This window comes from Paraburkholderia sp. 31.1 (genome assembly GCF_014397645.1).
Classification (GTDB): Bacteria; Pseudomonadota; Gammaproteobacteria; order Burkholderiales; family Burkholderiaceae; genus Paraburkholderia; species Paraburkholderia tuberum.
Genome location: NZ_VZQN01000009.1, coordinates 186258 through 203061 on the forward strand (window position 1 = coordinate 186258; position 16804 = coordinate 203061).

The window sequence follows — 16804 nt, forward strand, 5'->3', positions numbered from 1 at the left end:
CGCAGAGCGTCCCGATGCCGCGTGGCCGGGCGCGTTCGATTCGCGCCCGCCCGGCCGAGCGGTCAAGCTCGCGAAACGCTCAGGCCATCAAGCCGGCCGCTGCGGAATATTCAGGCCGCGCACCACCGCCGGACGCTCGACGAACGCCGCCAGCACGCGCCGCACGTTCGGGAAGTCCTGAATGCCGACCAGTTCTCCCGCCTCATAGAAGCCGACCAGATTGCGCACCCACGGGAAGATCGCGATATCGGCAATCGAATACTGATCGCCCATCACCCATGTGCGTCCTTCCAGGCGCTGCTCCAGCACGCCGAGCAGCCGCTTCGATTCGGCGATGTAGCGATCGCGCGGACGCTTGTCCTCGTACTCCCTGCCGGCGAATTTGTGGAAGAAGCCGACCTGGCCGAACATCGGACCGATGCCGCCCATCTGGAACATCACCCACTGGATCGTCTCGTAGCGCCCGGCGGCGTCCTGCGGGATCAGCCGGCCGCTTTTGTCGGCGAGATAAATCAGGATCGCGCCCGATTCGAACAGCGGCAGCGGTTTGCCGTCGGGACCGTTCGGATCGAGGATCGCCGGAATCTTGTTGTTCGGGTTCAACGACAGAAACGCCGGCGTCATCTGATCGTTGGTATCGAAGCGCACCAGATGTGGCTCGTACGGCAAGCCGGTTTCCTCGAGCATGATCGAGATTTTTACGCCATTGGGCGTCGGCAGCGAATAGAGCTGAATCCGGTCCGGATGCTCGGCCGGCCATTTCTTCGTGATCGCGAAAGCGGATAAATCGGTCATGGGTTCGGGTCGCCCTATGGGACAGAAATTGCAAGACCGCCCAATATAAACCGACTCGCCACAACGCGTGCGAGGCCGCGTGAAGACCCTACAAACGCTGCGGCAACAGCGCCGTTCGCGATCGGCGGTTCACCACAAGTCCTTCGTCGCCGTACCCGCGCGCACGTTGAAGCCCTCGCGCCACAGCGCCGCGCCGACCGTCAGCAGCAGCGTCTTTTCGGTGCCGTCGAGCAGTTCCCACGCGGTCGCGAGCCACGTCGCGAAGTTCGCGCAGGTCGCTTCGAGATCCGGCGGCGCCTTGCCTTCCAAATACTGCCGTTCAAACATCGAAAGTATCTTTTCGGGTGTCATTGGCGCGACCTCCTGATGGGATTGCGCCAAGTCTAAAGGGCTCGCAGCGCGTGCGGAATGCCGATCATCGCGATCACGGGTTACTCCCAGGCCGGCCGCCGCGCCAACGTCAGCCGTGACCCAGTTGGTGAAATCGGACGCGTCGTGTCCGACCTGCGCCGTACGAAAAGCAAAGGCGCCGCGACGATCGCAACGCCTCCGCCGTTACGGCAACCTGCACCGAACGGGTTCAGTGACGACCGCGCTTTGCATCGTCCTTGGCGTCTTCCTTCGCATCGCCATAGGCCTTCTGCACCTTGCCGGCGCCCTGCTGCAGGTCGCCCTTGAGTTCCTTCGCAGGGTCCTTCGTGGCCTTGCCGACGGCCTCGTTGACCTTGCCCTTGACCTGCTCGCCAACGCCCTTCACTTGATCCTTGTTCATGCTCGGCTCCCATATGCGTAGTCGACGGAAATGCCGGCGCGGTATTCCGCCGGTGTGTGGGAAGCAGCAACGGCTGTTCCCGGGAACTGCTCCGCGCACGGGGCCGCGGCACCGACGAACGCCGACGCGCGATCGGGCAAATTTTTTATCAAAAAGCCTAAAGTCTCGCCGCGCACCGCCGTAAATGCGCTCAGGGAGGAGTCATGGACCGCACGGAGACTACGATTTCGGGATCATCGCAAGCTGCGTTGATCGACCACGACATCGCGCACATCGCGCGGGTGATGCACGTATCGCTGCGCGGCGATTTCGGCGGTCCGATCCTGCCAGCCACCTATTGGCGCAAACGACTGACCGCGCTGGTCGACAGCGGGCAGCTTTCTACCGCCCAATTGGACAAAGTCGACAGCCTGCTGCTGCAACTCGATTGGCTGGCCTCGACGCCGCTGCCCGAATGGGAACGCTTCGCGCCCGCGCCGACCTCGCGATTCGAGCGGGCTGGCCCGGTGAAGAAGGTGAAGTCGGCCTGACCGCATCCGCATCCGCCCCACCCGCTGCACCCGCGTGCGTGGCGCCAAGCCGGCACGCGGCTCGTCTTGCGCGCCGCAAAAAAAGCGGCCGGGCACGAGGTCGCGGTCGCCAACACACGTCGCAACGCCGGAAACCAGCGTCACGGGACGAGCGTATATCCGCATTCGTCACAGGCATGTTTCGCCGCAAACAAACGCAGCGGCGCGACGTATCGCGAAAAATTCCTGATCAATCAGCGCCGACAATAGGGAAAAGGGACGACCTTAGGTCATAATGTCCGCAAAAATTCCCAGCAAGGACGCCACGTGACCCTCGCCGCCCCGTTCGACCTGCTCAAGCAGGCGCGCGCCCGTTTCACCCAACGCGAAATCGCAGCCCATGTCGGCAAGGACATCAAGACGGTGCGTCGCTGGGAAAAAGGTGAAACGGCTTGTCCCGCGATGCTGGAACCCGCGTTGCGCGATCTGCTGCGGCAAGGCGCGCGTGAGGCGCAACACGCGGGCGACGCGGCGCGCTTCCGCTTCATCGATCTGTTCGCGGGTATCGGCGGCATTCGCATGGGCTTCGAGGCGCACCGCGGCGAATGCGTGTTCACCAGCGAGTGGAACGAGTTCTCGACGCGGACTTATCGCGAGAACCACGGCGACAACTCCGCGAGCGGCGGCGCGCACGCGCTGATCGGCGACATCGTCACGTTTCCCGCCGAGGACGTGCCGAGCCACGACGTGCTGCTCGGCGGCTTTCCGTGCCAGCCGTTTTCGATCGCCGGCGTCAGCAAGAAAAACGCGCTTGGCCGGCCGCACGGCTTCGAATGCACGACCCAGGGCACGCTGTTTTTCGACGTCGCGCGCATCATCGCCGCGAAGCGCCCCGCCGCGTTCCTGCTCGAAAACGTAAAGAACCTGCTGTCGCACGACAAGGGCCGCACCTTCGACGTGATCCTGCAAACGCTGCGCGACGAACTCGGCTACGAGGTGCACTACCGCGTGATCGATGGCCAGCATTTCACGCCTCAGCATCGCGAGCGCATCATCGTGGTGGGCTTTCGCGGCAAGACCGGGTTCACATGGGACGACCTGCGCCTGCCCGAACAGGGTCCGCGGCTCGGCGCGATCCTGCATCGCACGGACGGCACGGAACCGGTGCTGCCGTGGGACCACGACCGCTTCTTCGATCACGCCGCGCGCCGCGTGCAGCCGAAGTACACGCTCACCCCGAAGCTGTGGGCGTATCTGCAAAACTACGCGGCCAAGCATCGTGCGGCGGGCAACGGCTTCGGTTTCGGCATGGCCTATCCGGACAGCGTGACGCGCACGCTGTCGGCGCGCTATCACAAGGACGGCTCCGAAATTCTCGTCTATCAGGGCGAGGCGCCGCGCCCGCGTCGCCTGACGCCGCGCGAATGCGCGCGACTGATGGGCTTTCCCGACACCTTCAGGATTCCGGTCAGCGATACGCAGGCCTACCGGCAGTTCGGCAATAGCGTCGTGATGCCGGTGATGCGCGAAGTGGCGCGTATCATGCTGCCGCATGTGCAAACCCTGCTTGCCCACCCGACCCGCGATGCGTCGAAACATTCCCTGCCGCTCCACGCGTGAGCGGCCGCGCGACCCATTGGCCCGCTGACGATGGTCGATATCGTCGATAGCGCGACGCGCAGCCGGATGATGTCCGGCATTCGCGGCCGCAACACCAAGCCGGAGATCCTGATCCGCAGCCTGCTGCATCGACGGGGCCTGCGCTTCCGGCTCGACGCGCGCGATCTGCCCGGCCGCCCCGACATCGTGCTGCCGCGCTATCGCGCGGTGGTGCTCGTGCATGGCTGCTTCTGGCATGGCCACGACTGTCATCTGTTCAAATGGCCGCAGACGCGGCCCGACTTCTGGCGCGACAAGATCGGCCGCAATCGCAGCAACGACGACAAGGTGCGCGCCGCGCTGCTCGCGAGCGGCTGGCGCGTCGCGGTCGTATGGGAATGCGCTTTGCGGGGCGCGAATCGCGATATCGCGGGCGTGATCGAGCGGCTCGTCGCGTGGATCGGAAGCGACGCGCCGGAGTTCGAGGAACGCGGCTGAAAACCGCGCGCGACCTGCCCGGCTCGCGCGAGTCTCGCGGCCGCTGGTGCTACACTCGAAAAGCTCACCCGGCGCGCTTTCGAGATGCCTTCGAGGCACGCTTCGGCGGCGTTTTCCGGGTGCTTCCAGGCGCTTTCGCGGCACGTCCTCACGCGCTTCGGCATGCCGCGAGATGCGCCTCGCCCGCCGCGACATCGCGAACTCCGACGATCCCAGAACCAATCAACAAGGGAGGCACATCATGGCTGACTTCCGTCTCTGGTCCGACGATTTTCCCACCAACGGCTTCATGCCGAGAGCCCACGAGTACAACGACAAGGCGTTCGGCGGCGACGGCGAAAACATCTCGCCGTCGCTGCAATGGGAAGCGCCGCCCGCGGACACGCAAAGCTTCGCGCTCACCGTTCACGATCCCGACGCGCCGACCGGCAGCGGCTTCTGGCATTGGGTCGTCGTGAACATTCCGGCCGACGCGCGCTCGCTGCCGCGCAACGCCGGCAAGGCCGACGGCTCGCTGCTGCCGCAGGGCGCGATGCAGGTGCGCAACGACTATGGGACGGTCGGCTTCGGCGGCGCCGCGCCGCCGCGCGGCGATCGCACGCATCGCTATATCTTCCGGCTGCATGCGCTGAAAGTGCCGCATCTGCCGGTCAGCGCGGAAACCACCAACGCGGTCGCGCGCTTCATGACGCACCTGAACGAAATCGATTCGACGACCCACACGGGCCTTTACGAACTCAAATAACGCACGCGCGGCGCCGGCGCCCGGTAACGCCGGCGCCGCGCCGACCGATACGCCCGCAGCGGCCAGCGCGTGAGCCGCGCACAGGCGCGCCAACATCTCCGACAAATCAAACAATCGATGCACGCACCCTCCCCGCGCACGGACGGCTCGACGTCCTCCACTTCCCGCTTCGAAGGCAAGGAACTGGGCCTACCGGTCCCACAACGCTACTGGGCGATGCTCGTCATCGCGCTCTCGCTGACGCTCGCGGTGCTCGACAGCGCGATCGCCAACGTCGCGCTGCCGACGATCGCGCGCAACCTCAATGCGAGCGCCGCCGCGTCGATCTGGGTCGTCAACGCGTATCAGCTCGCGATCACGATCTCGCTGCTGCCGCTCGCGTCGCTCGGCGACCGCATCGGCTACCGGCGCATTTATCTGTCGGGCCTGATCCTGTTCACGGTCGCGTCGTTCGGTTGCGCGCTGTCGAACTCGCTGGCGACGCTCGCGTTCGCGCGAGTGGTCCAGGGCTTCGGCGCGGCCGGCATCATGAGCGTGAACACCGCGATCGTGCGCATGATCTATCCGCCCGCCCAGCTCGGGCGCGGCGTCTCGATCAACGCGATGGTGGTGGCGGTGTCGTCGGCGGTCGGGCCGACGGTCGCCTCGGGCGTGCTCGCGATCGCGAGCTGGCCGTGGCTGTTCGCGATCAACGTGCCGATCGGAATCGCGGCGATCGTCGGCGGCTTCAAGGCGCTGCCGATGAACCCCGGCCACGAATCTCCGTACGACTATCTGAGCGCGGTGATGAACGCGTTTGTGTTCGGCCTGCTGATTTTCGCGGTCGATGGCCTCGGCCACGGCGAGCGTTTCGGCTACGTGACGCTCGAGGCGCTCGGAGCGCTGGTCATCGGCTACTTCTTCGTGCGTCGCCAGCTGACGCGGCCCGCCCCGCTGCTGCCGATCGACCTGCTGCGTATTCCGGTGTTCGCGCTGTCGATCGGCACGTCGGTCTGCTCGTTCTGCGCGCAGATGCTCGCGTTCGTGTCGCTGCCGTTCCTGCTGCAGGAAACACTCGGCATGTCGCAGGTCGAAACGGGTCTTTTGATGACGCCGTGGCCCGCGATCATCATCATCGCGGCGCCCATTGCCGGCGTGCTGTCGGACAGGATATCGGCCGGCTGGCTCGGCGGCGTCGGGCTCGCCGCGATGACGGTCGGCCTGCTGCTGCTCGCGACGCTCGGGCCTCACCCGGACGCGCTGCAGATTTCGTGGCGCATGGCGCTGTGCGGCGCGGGCTTCGGCATCTTCCAGTCGCCGAACAATCGCACGATGCTGTCGTCCGCGCCGCGCGAACGCAGCGGCGGCGCGAGCGGCATGCTCGGCACCGCGCGCCTGACCGGGCAAACGCTCGGCGCGGCGCTGGTCGCGCTGATCTTCGGCGTCGCGCCGCAGAGCGGGACGATCATCGCGCTGTACGTGGCCGCGGGGTTCTCGGCGGTCGCGGCGGTCGTCAGCACGATGCGGGTCATGCAGAAGGCGGCGCAGCCGGCCTGAGGGCTGTGGCCGTTACGCGCGCAAGACATGCACGATAAAAGGCGCGCATCGCACGAGGCGATGCACGCCTTTTCGCCTTGATCTTCCCTGTCACTCCATGCACGACGTGAGCGGCACACACGCGCCGCCCGCCCGCGCGGGCCGCGCCTGTCGGCTCAGGGCGATGCCGTCACGTCAGCGAGCTTTACCGCTTTGGCCGTCACCGAAGACGCGGTCGCGACGTGGCGCAGATCATCGAGCAACGTATCGCGCCACACCGACAGGTTGCTCTCGCGCATCGGCTCCATCATGTCCGCATGACGCGCCTGACGTTCGGCGAGCGGCATCGCTAATGCGCGCTCGAGCGCTTCGGCCATCTGCGACAGATCGAACGGATTGACGACGAGCGCGCCCGGCAGCTGCTCGGCCGCGCCCGCGAATTGCGACAGCACGAGCACGCCCGGATCGGCCGGATCCTGCGACGCGACGTACTCCTTGGCCACCAGATTCATGCCGTCGCGCAGCGGCGTCACATAGCCGACCTGCGACTGGCGGAAGAGCGCCATCAGCAGATTGCGCTCGTACTTGCGGTTCAGATACTGGATCGGCGTCCAGTCGAGCTGCGCGAACCGGCCGTTGATGCGGCCCGCCTCGCCTTCGAGCGTTTGCCGGATGCGCTGATAGGTCTGCACGTCGGCGCGGGTCGGCGGCGCGATCTGCACGAGCGACACGCGGCCGTGCCAGCCGGGCGCGTTCTGCAACAGCCGCTCGAATGCCTGGAAGCGCTCGACCAGCCCCTTCGAATAATCGAGCCGGTCGACGCTCATGATCAGCTTGCGCCCGCGCATGCCGTCGCGCAGGCTGCGCACCGCCTTGCGGTCGGTGAACTGCTCGGCGGTCTTCGCGATCGCGTCGGGATAGATGCCGATCGGGTACGCGCCGACCTTCAGGAAGCGGTCGTACGCGTGCACCATGCCGTCTTCGCTCGACGTGCCATGGTGACCGCGCTCGATATAGTCGACGAACGACTGGCGATCCGCCTCGGTCTGAAAGCCGATCACGTCGTAGCTGCACATCGCCTTGACGAGTTCTTCATGCGGCGGAATCGTGCGCAACACTTCGGGCACCGGAAACGGAATGTGCAGGAAGAAGCCGATCGGGTTCTTCACGCCGAGCTCGCGCAGGCAGCGCGCGAACGGCAGCAGATGGTAGTCATGCACCCAGATGATGTCGCTGGGCTTGAGCAGTTCCTTGAGCTGCTTGGCGAGCGTCGCGTTGACGCGCTGGTAGCCCGCGTAGTCCTGGCGGTCGTAGCGGGACAGGTCGTTGCGATAGTGGAAGGTCGGCCACAACGTGGTGTTCGAAAAACCGCGGTAGTACTCGTCGTAATCGCGCTTGGTGAGGCCCACAGTCGCGTAGGTGACGTTGCCCTGCTTCTCGATCACGGGCGCGGATGGCTCGCTGACCGTTTCGCCGCTCCAGCCGAACCAGACGCCGCCAGTCTCCTTCAGTGCGTCCAGCACGCCGATCGCGAGCCCGCCCGCTGCCGGACGCGCTTCCTGAATCGGTGCGACACGATTCGATACCACGATCAATCTGCTCATTAGTGCTCCATTGTTTCGTTGTATGCGGAATTGCGCCAAAACGGTGCACGCAATCATCGTGCCGATATATGAGATATCGAAAATAAACTTGTATGAAAATGTGACAAACGAGCGAATCCCCGCAATCATCACGGATTGCGAAGAACATTTTTCTGTTAAATCCGACGAATGCGAAGGTCTTTCTTACCGGTATCCCGGTCGCCGGGATACCCCCGCCCGGGTGCTACGCTGCCTCAGGCATCCTGCTCCGAGCCCAGATCGCGCTGGTATTCGAGGCCTTCCTGACGCACCCCGCCCTGGTTGTGCTCGCCGTCCGGCGGCGTATGCGGGGCGATCCGATTCTGCGCGGCCGGGTCCGGCGACACCACCGGCTCAGTCTCGACCTCGGCCGGCCGTGGCCCGCGCTTGGAGTGCCGCGCGGAACGTCGCAATGCGGGGTGTCTCATGATCGTGCCTCCGGGGGAAGCCTGCCGCTTGTCGCGGCATCCCTACAGTCTAGGGGGCGAAACCGTAAATTGCCGGTAAAACATGCGCCGGCTTTGTAACAAGTACAGCAATGCTCTGCACCGACCCAGAGCATGACGCCTCGCAGTGCGGGATGTGGTTCCATCGAGTGCGCGACAGGGCGCCGACATCGACGGTCGTATCAACATTGCCGCGGTCGCGACGGACGGTCGGCGGCCTGAGGCGTTTGCGTTGGCTGCGGCGGCGGATCGCCGATCGGCGGCGTGACCGGTTCGACGGGTTCGATCGGATCGGGTGTCGGGCCGGGGATCGTGTCGGGTTCGGCCGGGTCCGGCGGCGCGATGGGAGGTGCAGTGGGCGGCTCGACCGGTTCGGGCCGATGAGCGTGCAACCGCCTGGACGGCGCGGAAACGGCGGCGTAATGCAGCAGGTGCGGCATGTCGGTGACCTCGCTTTGCGTTCCACCGGAGCGCAGCAAGGCTTGTGCCGTTCGGGTGCCCGCCCGGAAGCCCGGGCGGGCGGATACTGGGGACGCGGATGACGTGCGAAGAGGCGCGGATCAGGCGTCCGCGCCGCCGAGTGCGCGTGATTCGTCGGTGGGATCGCCGTCGTCGCGCGCATCGTTGCCGTACTCGACGAGCCGGTTGTACAGCGTCTTCAGGCTGATGCCGAGAATTTCCGCGGCGCGCGTCTTGACGCCGCCGCATTGCTCGAGCGTCGCAAGAATCAGCTGACGGTCGGCTTCCGCGAGCGAGGTGCCGAACGGGATCGTGATCGCGGTGCCGGCCGCGGGCTTCGACAGCGTGATTTGCAACGGCACCGTCGCCGTGCTATCCGAATCCCCGCTCGACATGATGTGCGCGCGCTGCACATAGTTCTTCAGCTCGCGCACATTGCCCGGCCACGGATACGACAGCAGCATGTCCTTCACCGCGACAGGGAAATGCTTCTTCGTGCCGTGACGCTCGTTGAGCTCATCGAGGAACGATTGCGCGAGCAGCTCGACGTCCTTGCCGCGATCGCGCAGCGGCGGCAGGCTGATCGGAAACACGTTCAGCCGGTGGTACAGATCGAGCCGCAGCTTGCCTTCGAGCACCGCCTGCTCGGGATCGCGATTGGTGGCCGCGATCAGACGCACGTCGGTTTCGATTTCCTTGGTCGTGCCGACGCGCATGAACATGCCGGTCTCGAGCACGCGCAGCAGCTTTACCTGCAGCTCGATCGGCATCTCGGTGATTTCGTCGAGGAACAGCGTGCCGCCGTTCGCGCGCTCGAAATAGCCCTTGTGCTGCCGGTCCGCGCCGGTGAACGAACCGCGCTCGTGGCCGAACATTTCCGATTCGATCAGATTCGGCGAAATCGCGCCGCAGTTGACCGCGAGGAACGCGTGCTTGCGGCGCAGGCTCAACTCGTGCAGCGTCTGCGCGGCAACTTCCTTGCCGGTGCCCGATTCGCCGACCAGCATCACCGAGGCCGCCGTCGGCGCGACGCGGCTGATCTGGTCGTAGACCTCCTGCATCGCCGGCGAATTGCCGAGCATCAGACCGAAGCGGCCCATGCGGCGCAACTCGCCGCGCAGCGTGCCGATTTCGGCCTTCAGGTCGCCGGCGCGCGGCAGGCGCGACAGGATCGACTTCACGCGCTGCATGTTGATCGGCTTCACGAGGTAGTCGGCCGCGCCCATTTTCAGTGCGCTGACCGCCGACTCGACCGTCGCGTGGCCGGTGATCACGATCACTTCGACGCCGGAGCGCGGATCGAGATCTTCGAACAGATCGACCCCGCTGCCGTCGGGCAGCTTCAGGTCGGTGAAAACGACGTCCGGCATCTGCCGGATCAGTTGAATACGCGCTTCGCGCAGATCGCCCGCGGTGGCGGTGGTCAGCCCGTCTTCCCCGATGACGGCGGAAAGTGCCTCGCGGGTACCTGCGTCGTCATCGACAATGAGTACATGTGGCATCGCGTTTCGAAAGCCTGCAAGCGTGGGTCAGAAAATATGCGGAACATGCCAATGGGCATGCGGCTGGGTCCGGTCGGCTGCATGACGCGGAATCGATTGCGTTCCGTTCCGCCGACCATTTGATGAAAAATTGCAACAATAACGGCCAAATTCGCGCCAACTTCCGCGTCATTGTTGTCTATTTACCTATTATACGGCTTTACAAGATTCATTTAACAATCCCGTTCCAGGCGCCGGCCGCAGGCCGCGTTGCATTCGAGCGAACCGCGTCAGCCGCGCGGAAACGGCCATGCGCGGGGTTCGCCGTTGACCTGCCCCGAGCCGTTGGCGCTGTGCGAGGCGGGCGCCAGCTCGGTCGACAAAGTCGCCGGCGCCGCCACCGCGCCGCCCTCGTTTTCCCAGCGGCTCAGCTCGCGCGCCGGTGAGACTTGGCCCGTGCGCTTGTGTTGCACGTAGCGAACCGCCAGGAAGCCGCCGATTGCCATCAATGCGCCAAAAAAACCAATGGTGGGTCGTGTCATCATGAACTCCTTGGATCGTGATGCGGATGAATGCAGTCGTGCCAAGCGTGCGCCGCGTCTAACGCGCGACCAGCAAGCCGAGCAGAAACCCGGTGCCCGCCGCGAGCGCGAGCGAGCGCCACGGGTTATGGCGCACATAGTGCTCGGCGCTGACCGCCGCCCCGCGATACCGGCGATGCACGTTGCGTTGCGCATCGCCGAGCGTCGATTGCAGCGTTTCCACGTGCGTGCCGAGCCGGTCGCGCAAGGCGCCGACGCCTTCGCCCGGCACGTTGGCGGCGAGCCGCAGCATTTCCTCCGAGTCCCTCAGCAGCACCCGAAGATCCTCGACGATCTTCTGTCCGCCGAGTGCAAGTTGTTGTGTGGTGTCAGTCATCGTTCACTCCTCGTCTGATTCGGCGTTCGTGCGTTGCCGCGGAATCGGTGCGTCGACCGGTGCAACAGTTCGGGCTTCGGGCGCACGATGCGGGTTGCCGGTTTGCGCTGGCCGGCGGCGCTGCGACGTAGCCGTCAAACCTCGCACGACTCGATCAAACGGTCAATGATGCAATGCATGTGCCCGGTATATTTACCGCTCCAGCGCGCTGAAAAGCCAATTTGCGCATTTTCGACCGATTGCGCGCACGGCTATTTCAGCGGCTGCCAGTTCGATTGCCCGAATCAGTGTCGAAGTGGTTAAATCGTCTTTTATGAGATAGTGGCTGTACGGTCTATCGCATTCAAGGCCTGCGCGCCGCAACACGAACTCCATTTGCACAGGACTTCCCTTTTTATGGCGTCAATCGATCTGGACTCGCCCACCGTGTCCGCCGGTGGCAATGCTTCGCCACAAGCGAAGCAGCGCGTCGCGGACGCCGTCGCGGGACTGAAATCGTACGGGCTGCTGTACGGCTCGTCGCCGGTAATGCTCGATCTGTACGAACAGATCGAACGCGTCGCCGATACCGACGCGACCGCGCTGATCATCGGCGAATCGGGCACCGGCAAGGAGCTGATCGCCCGCACCATTCACGAGCGCAGCGGCCGCAAGGACGGCGCGTTCGTCGCCGTGAACTGCGGCGCGATTCCCGATGAGCTGATCGAAGCCGAACTGTTCGGCCACGAAAAAGGCAGCTTCACCGGCGCGGTCCAGGGTCGCATCGGCTACTTCGAACATGCGAACGGCGGCACGCTGTTTCTGGACGAAATCACCGAAATGGCGCCGGTGCGCCAGGTCAAGCTGCTGCGCGCGCTCGAAACCGGCACGTTCTATCGCGTCGGCGGCAACGAGTTGATCAGCGGCAACGTGCGCGTGATCGCCGCGACCAATCGCGACCCCGCCGTGGCCGTCAAGGAAAACGGCTTGCGCGAGGATCTGATGTACCGGCTCGCGGTGTTTCCGCTGCGCGCGCCGCCGCTGCGCGAGCGCGAAAACGATCGCGAGCTGCTCGCGCAACACTTCCTCGCGCAATTGAATCAGCAGGAAGGCACCCACAAGAGCTTCAGCAAACGCTCGATCGAAACGCTGCGTTCATGGTCGTGGCCGGGCAACGTGCGCGAGTTGAAGAACGCCGTCTATCGCGCGTTCATTCTCGCGGAAAAGACGGTTGAATTGCCGCATCCGCATCTTGCGTCGCGAGTCAAGAAAGCGGTCACGCAAGGCGACGCGATGAGCGTGTGGATCGGCACGCCGCTCGCCGACGCGCAGAAGCAGATCATTCTCGGCACCCTCAAGTACTGCGGCGGCGACAAGCGACGCGCTGCCAAAGCGCTCGGCGTGAGCCTCAAAACGCTGTACAACCGGCTGAGCGCATACGGCGACGAAAGCGGGGAAGACGAAGCCGACTCATAGGCACGGTGCAACGCGAGCCGTGCGCCGATGGCGGCGGCCAGCTGTTGCGCTGTTCGTCATGATCCTTTCGCCGCGGGTTTCGCGGCACCGAATTCACCTGCTCAACGTCTCACGCCGACGGCAAATTCACCTGATGTCCCCAATACCTGGCAGAGCCAGGTAAGCCCGCCCATGCGACAGAAAACATCGCAGCGCACGATGTTTTGCAATTTCTTGCATTTTTTCGCTGCCAATTACAAAACGCATCCTGCACAATGCGGCTGCATAATGAACGACGTGTCCTTCGTTTACACGCGCGAAGCGTGAACGCAGGCACCTGTACGGGCAGGGACGGGAGAAATGCAAAAGAACATGGTGTGGGCTGTCAACGCGAAGTCCGTTGTCGCTGGCAAACGCCCCCACGTAACGGCGCTGATCGCGCTGGCGCTGGCGGTTTCGTCGGCATTGAGCGGCTGCAGTTCGTTGTACACGGAAGGCGCGGTCGCGGGCGCCGGTGTCGCGGGCGCCGCGGTCGCCAACAAGGTCACCAGCAATGCGGCGGTCGCGACCGGTATCGGTCTTGGCGCGGTCGCCGCCGCGCGCGCCGGTGTGCAGTACTCGGAGCGCGTAGTTCACACGAATACGCAGAACAGCATCGCGCAGGCGGCCGGTCCGCTCGAGGTCGGCGCGGTCGCCCCGTGGAGCATCACCCACTCTTTCCCAATCGAAGACGACGAACACGGCCGCGTGACCGTCAGCCGTCTGATCAGCACCGGCCAGCTCGACTGCAAGGAAATCGTCTTTTCCGTCGATCAAAACGCAACGCGCGACAAGCCCGCGAGCAGCGCGTTCTACATCGCATCGGTTTGCCGTGATGGTAAGGACTGGCGTTGGGCGTCGGCCGAACCCGCCACCGAGCGCTGGGGTGCGCTGCAATGAAATTGCGTTCGCTTGGCGTTCCGATGGGTGATCGGATGCGGCTCATCGCGGCCGGCGCGCTATGCGTCGGCGCGAGCCTGCTGGCGAGCGGCTGCGCGTCGATCGGCGCGGCGAGCGGCGCGGCGGCGGGTATCGCGTCGGGTCTCGTGACCAGCAATCCGGCCGTCGCGCTCGGCGTCGGCGTGGCCGTGCAGGCCGCGACCGACGAAGCGGTCGCGCGCTACATGCGCAGCATGCACAAGGATCAGCAGGATCTGATGGCGGCGCTGGTCGGCACGATGCCGGTCGGCGAAACGAAACCGTGGTCGGTCAAGCACACCTTGCCGATCGAAAACGGCCATGGCGAGGTGCGCGTGACCCGCGCGTTCAGCTCGGCGCTCGCGCTGTGCAAGGATTTCGTGTTCTCGGTGCAGGACGGCGACGGCCCGAACGCGCCCGAGAGGTGGTTCACGGCGAGCGCGTGCCAGCAGGACAAGGGTTGGAAGTGGGCGACGGCCGAGCCGGCGGTTGCACGCTGGGGCAATCTGCAATAAAAAAGCGGCGAGATTTTCCTCGCCGCTTTTTTGTCTGAACCGCAGTCGTTTCCGCGGCAACCCAGGCTTAAGACTCCACGTCTTCCAGACTGAAGATTTCGGTCTGGTCGTTATACGAAAAGATCTCGCCGTAACGGCCCCAGTTGATGACCGCGTCGAGCGTCTCTTCCGCCGCGCTGTCCGACAGGAAGTCCTCGAGCTCCTGCTCGAAACGCACGCGCGGCGCGCGATGTCCGGGCCGCTCGTTCAACACCTTCTTGATCCGCGCCGCGAGCGGCACGTGCCGCAGCAGATGCTCGGCGAACATCATCTTCCGTTCCTGCGTGCCGAACTCGGAGAACACGCGCGCCGGCGGCGTCAGGAAAATGTCGCCCTCACGCACGTCGGCGAAACCGAGGTGCTGCAGCACTTCGGCGATCGGGAACAGATCGTCGACCTCCAGATGCAGCGAGCGCGCGATTTCCGGCATGTCCGCGCGGCCGTGATACGGCGCGGCGGCGAGCGTTTCGATCAGACCGGCCATCAGGTTGGTCGATACGTGCGGCAGCCAGCTACCGAGCTCCAGCCCCTTCTTGGTCTTTTCGTCGGTCTGACGCGCGGTCATCTTCGCGTAGATCTCGTCGACGAGGCGGCGGAATGCCGGGTCCAGACGGTTGCGCGGATGCTTGAACGGCACCTTGATCTCGGCGATCACGCGGCCCGGGTTCGACGACAGCACCAGAATGCGGTCGCACATGAACACCGCTTCCTCGATGTTGTGCGTCACGATCAGCACCGCCTTGATCGGCATGCGCCCCTGCGTCCAGAGATCGAGCAGGTCGGTACGCAGCGTTTCGGCGGTCAGCACGTCGAGCGCGGAGAACGGCTCGTCCATCAGCAGCAGCGTCGGATCGACGACGAGCGCGCGCGCAAAGCCGACGCGCTGGCGCATGCCGCCCGACAACTCGCGGGGATACGCGTTTTCGAAGCCGTCGAGGCCGATCAGGTCGATCGCGGCGAGCGCGCGCGTGCGCCGCTCCGACGCACCGACGCCTTGCGCCTCGAGACCCGCTTCCACGTTCTGCAGCACGGTCAGCCACGGAAACAGCGCGAAGGTCTGGAACACCATCGCGACACCCTTGGCCGGGCCTGCGAGCGGCTTGCCCATGTACGTGACTTCGCCGTCGGTCGGCTCGATCAGACCGGCGATGATGCGCAACAGCGTCGACTTGCCCGAGCCCGAACGGCCAAGCAGGCCGACGATCTCGCCCTCGCGCAGCGACAGATTCGCGTCGTCGAGGACGAGCAGTTCGCCCTGCGTCTTGTTGAAGCCGCGGCACACGTCCTTCACGCGCAGGATTTCCTCGCCGAGGCGCGGGGGCTTCGGCGGCGTCTGGATCGGCGCGGCGGTCATAGCAGCTTTAGGATTTTGCATCGCGTTAAGCCTTCATTTCTCAATCTAGACGGAGCTTGCCTTCGGCGTAGGCGTACATCGGACGCCACAGCAGACGGTTGAACAGGGTCACGAACAGGGACATCACGGCGATGCCCACGATGATCTTCGGATAGTCGCCCGCCGCGGTAGTCTGCGCGATATAGGCGCCGAGGCCATGCGCGGCGACCTTGGTATCGCCCCACTGCACGAACTCGGCAACGATGCTCGCGTTCCACGCGCCGCCCGACGCGGTGATCGCACCGGTGACGTAGTACGGAAAAATGCCCGGCAGCATCGCCTGACGCCACCACTGCCAGCCGCGAATGTGGAAATTCTTGGCCGCCTCGCGGTAGTCGTTCGGATACGAGCTTGCACCTGCAATCACGTTGAACAGGATATACCACTGCGTGCCGAGCACGATCAGCGGCGACAGCCAGATGTCCGGATTCAGGTGAAAGCGCACGATCGCGATCACGAACACCGGGAACAGCAAATTCGCCGGGAACGCCGCGAGGAACTGCGCGAGTGGCTGCATCTTTTCCGCGAGCGCGGGGCGCAGGCCAATCAGCACGCCGACGGGCACCCAGATCACGGAAGCGATCGCGATCAGCACGACCACGCGCAGGAGCGTGATCAGGCCCAGCACGAACACGTGGCCAATCTCGTCGAGCGTCACGCCGGTACGCACATACAGGAACACGCGGTACACCACATACACCGTGGCGAGCAGCACGATCGCCGCCCAGATGAAGTCGCCGAGCTTCGAGTTCTTCTCGCGCTGCGGGATGTGAAAGCGCGGCGCGCTGAACGCCGGCAGTTGGAAGCGCACCCGAGCCGCGCGCGCGAACATCCAGCCGAGCGGCACGAGCAACCGGTGAATCAGCCGCGTGCGGCGGATCAGGTCGAGCAGCCACGATTCCGGCGCATCGCCCGAACTCGTGAACTCCATGCGGAACTTGTCCGCCCACGCGACGAGCGGACGGAACAGCAACTGGTCGTAGGCGAGAATCACGACCGTCATCGCGAGGATGACCCAGCCGATCGCGTGCAGGTTCTTGTCGCTGATCGCCTGCGCCAGGTAGGCGCCGATGCCCGGCAGCGTAACCGTATGATTGCCGACCGTGA

The 16804-nt window shown here is 64.8% G+C and carries 19 protein-coding genes; 8 read left to right on the top strand and 11 right to left on the bottom strand.

Annotated features, from left to right (window positions below):
• Positions 1-87 precede the first annotated feature (87 nt).
• From F6X37_RS09130 to F6X37_RS09140, 3 genes are all read right to left on the bottom strand, one after another.
• Complete coding sequence (locus tag F6X37_RS09130; protein WP_184009513.1) at positions 88-795, bottom strand: glutathione binding-like protein; 708 nt, start codon at positions 793-795, stop codon at positions 88-90.
• A 129-nt stretch (positions 796-924) separates the two neighbouring features.
• The gene (locus F6X37_RS09135) at positions 925-1146 is read right to left on the bottom strand and encodes a hypothetical protein (RefSeq protein ID WP_090803585.1); all 222 of its coding nucleotides are present in this window, start codon (positions 1144-1146) and stop codon (positions 925-927) included.
• A 229-nt stretch (positions 1147-1375) separates the two neighbouring features.
• A complete protein-coding gene (locus F6X37_RS09140; RefSeq protein WP_187611049.1) occupies positions 1376-1567 on the bottom strand; it encodes a CsbD family protein in 192 nt (63 codons plus the stop codon).
• A gap of 203 nt (positions 1568-1770) precedes the next feature.
• Between F6X37_RS09140 and F6X37_RS09145 the strand changes: the two genes are divergently transcribed.
• The 5 genes from F6X37_RS09145 (at position 1771) to F6X37_RS09165 (ending at position 6454) form a co-directional block, all read left to right on the top strand.
• On the top strand, positions 1771-2097 hold the full coding sequence (locus F6X37_RS09145; RefSeq protein WP_187611050.1) for a hypothetical protein: 327 nt from the start codon (positions 1771-1773) through the stop codon (positions 2095-2097).
• Positions 2098-2403: 306 nt separating this feature from the next.
• On the top strand, positions 2404-3696 hold the full coding sequence (gene dcm, locus F6X37_RS09150) for a DNA (cytosine-5-)-methyltransferase (protein WP_187611051.1): 1293 nt from the start codon (positions 2404-2406) through the stop codon (positions 3694-3696).
• A gap of 30 nt (positions 3697-3726) precedes the next feature.
• Complete coding sequence (locus F6X37_RS09155) at positions 3727-4173, top strand: very short patch repair endonuclease (RefSeq protein ID WP_090803578.1); 447 nt, start codon at positions 3727-3729, stop codon at positions 4171-4173.
• 241 nt (positions 4174-4414) lie between these two features.
• Positions 4415-4918, top strand: coding sequence for a YbhB/YbcL family Raf kinase inhibitor-like protein (locus F6X37_RS09160; RefSeq protein ID WP_018419796.1), 504 nt, complete (start codon positions 4415-4417; stop codon positions 4916-4918).
• 117 nt (positions 4919-5035) lie between these two features.
• Complete coding sequence (locus F6X37_RS09165; RefSeq protein ID WP_187611052.1) at positions 5036-6454, top strand: MFS transporter; 1419 nt, start codon at positions 5036-5038, stop codon at positions 6452-6454.
• Positions 6455-6609: 155 nt separating this feature from the next.
• Here F6X37_RS09165 and otsA read toward each other — a convergent pair whose 3' ends face one another.
• The 6 genes from otsA to F6X37_RS09195 all read right to left on the bottom strand — a co-directional run bounded on the left by otsA (position 6610) and on the right by F6X37_RS09195 (position 11359).
• Complete coding sequence (gene otsA, locus F6X37_RS09170; protein WP_187611053.1) at positions 6610-8037, bottom strand: alpha,alpha-trehalose-phosphate synthase (UDP-forming); 1428 nt, start codon at positions 8035-8037, stop codon at positions 6610-6612.
• A gap of 233 nt (positions 8038-8270) precedes the next feature.
• A complete protein-coding gene (locus F6X37_RS09175; RefSeq protein WP_026225665.1) occupies positions 8271-8483 on the bottom strand; it encodes a hypothetical protein in 213 nt (70 codons plus the stop codon).
• A 200-nt stretch (positions 8484-8683) separates the two neighbouring features.
• The gene (locus F6X37_RS09180) at positions 8684-8941 is read right to left on the bottom strand and encodes a hypothetical protein (RefSeq protein WP_187611063.1); all 258 of its coding nucleotides are present in this window, start codon (positions 8939-8941) and stop codon (positions 8684-8686) included.
• Positions 8942-9061: 120 nt separating this feature from the next.
• Positions 9062-10462, bottom strand: coding sequence for a sigma-54-dependent transcriptional regulator (locus F6X37_RS09185; RefSeq protein ID WP_184045722.1), 1401 nt, complete (start codon positions 10460-10462; stop codon positions 9062-9064).
• Positions 10463-10731: 269 nt separating this feature from the next.
• Positions 10732-10983 carry a hypothetical protein gene (locus F6X37_RS09190; RefSeq protein WP_018419790.1) on the bottom strand — a complete coding sequence of 84 codons (252 nt, stop codon included), beginning with the start codon at positions 10981-10983 and terminating at the stop codon, positions 10732-10734.
• 58 nt (positions 10984-11041) lie between these two features.
• Positions 11042-11359 (bottom strand): YqjD family protein, encoded by a 318-nt coding sequence (locus tag F6X37_RS09195; RefSeq protein WP_187611054.1) that lies wholly within the window; start codon positions 11357-11359, stop codon positions 11042-11044.
• 396 nt (positions 11360-11755) lie between these two features.
• Between F6X37_RS09195 and F6X37_RS09200 the strand changes: the two genes are divergently transcribed.
• The 3 genes from F6X37_RS09200 to F6X37_RS09210 all read left to right on the top strand — a co-directional run bounded on the left by F6X37_RS09200 (position 11756) and on the right by F6X37_RS09210 (position 14265).
• Positions 11756-12814, top strand: a complete 1059-nt coding sequence (locus F6X37_RS09200) for a sigma-54 interaction domain-containing protein (protein ID WP_187611055.1) — start codon at positions 11756-11758, stop codon at positions 12812-12814.
• A gap of 339 nt (positions 12815-13153) precedes the next feature.
• Positions 13154-13732 (top strand): hypothetical protein, encoded by a 579-nt coding sequence (locus F6X37_RS09205; RefSeq protein WP_184059527.1) that lies wholly within the window; start codon positions 13154-13156, stop codon positions 13730-13732.
• Positions 13729-14265, top strand: coding sequence for a hypothetical protein (locus F6X37_RS09210; protein WP_090803568.1), 537 nt, complete (start codon positions 13729-13731; stop codon positions 14263-14265). Before F6X37_RS09205 ends, F6X37_RS09210 begins: the two co-directional genes overlap by 4 nt.
• A 67-nt stretch (positions 14266-14332) precedes the next feature.
• Here F6X37_RS09210 and F6X37_RS09215 read toward each other — a convergent pair whose 3' ends face one another.
• A complete protein-coding gene (locus F6X37_RS09215; protein WP_026225663.1) occupies positions 14333-15679 on the bottom strand; it encodes an AAA-associated domain-containing protein in 1347 nt (448 codons plus the stop codon).
• A gap of 19 nt (positions 15680-15698) precedes the next feature.
• The coding region (locus tag F6X37_RS09220) for an ABC transporter permease (protein WP_187611056.1) at positions 15699-16804 on the bottom strand (1106 nt) is incomplete at its 5' end.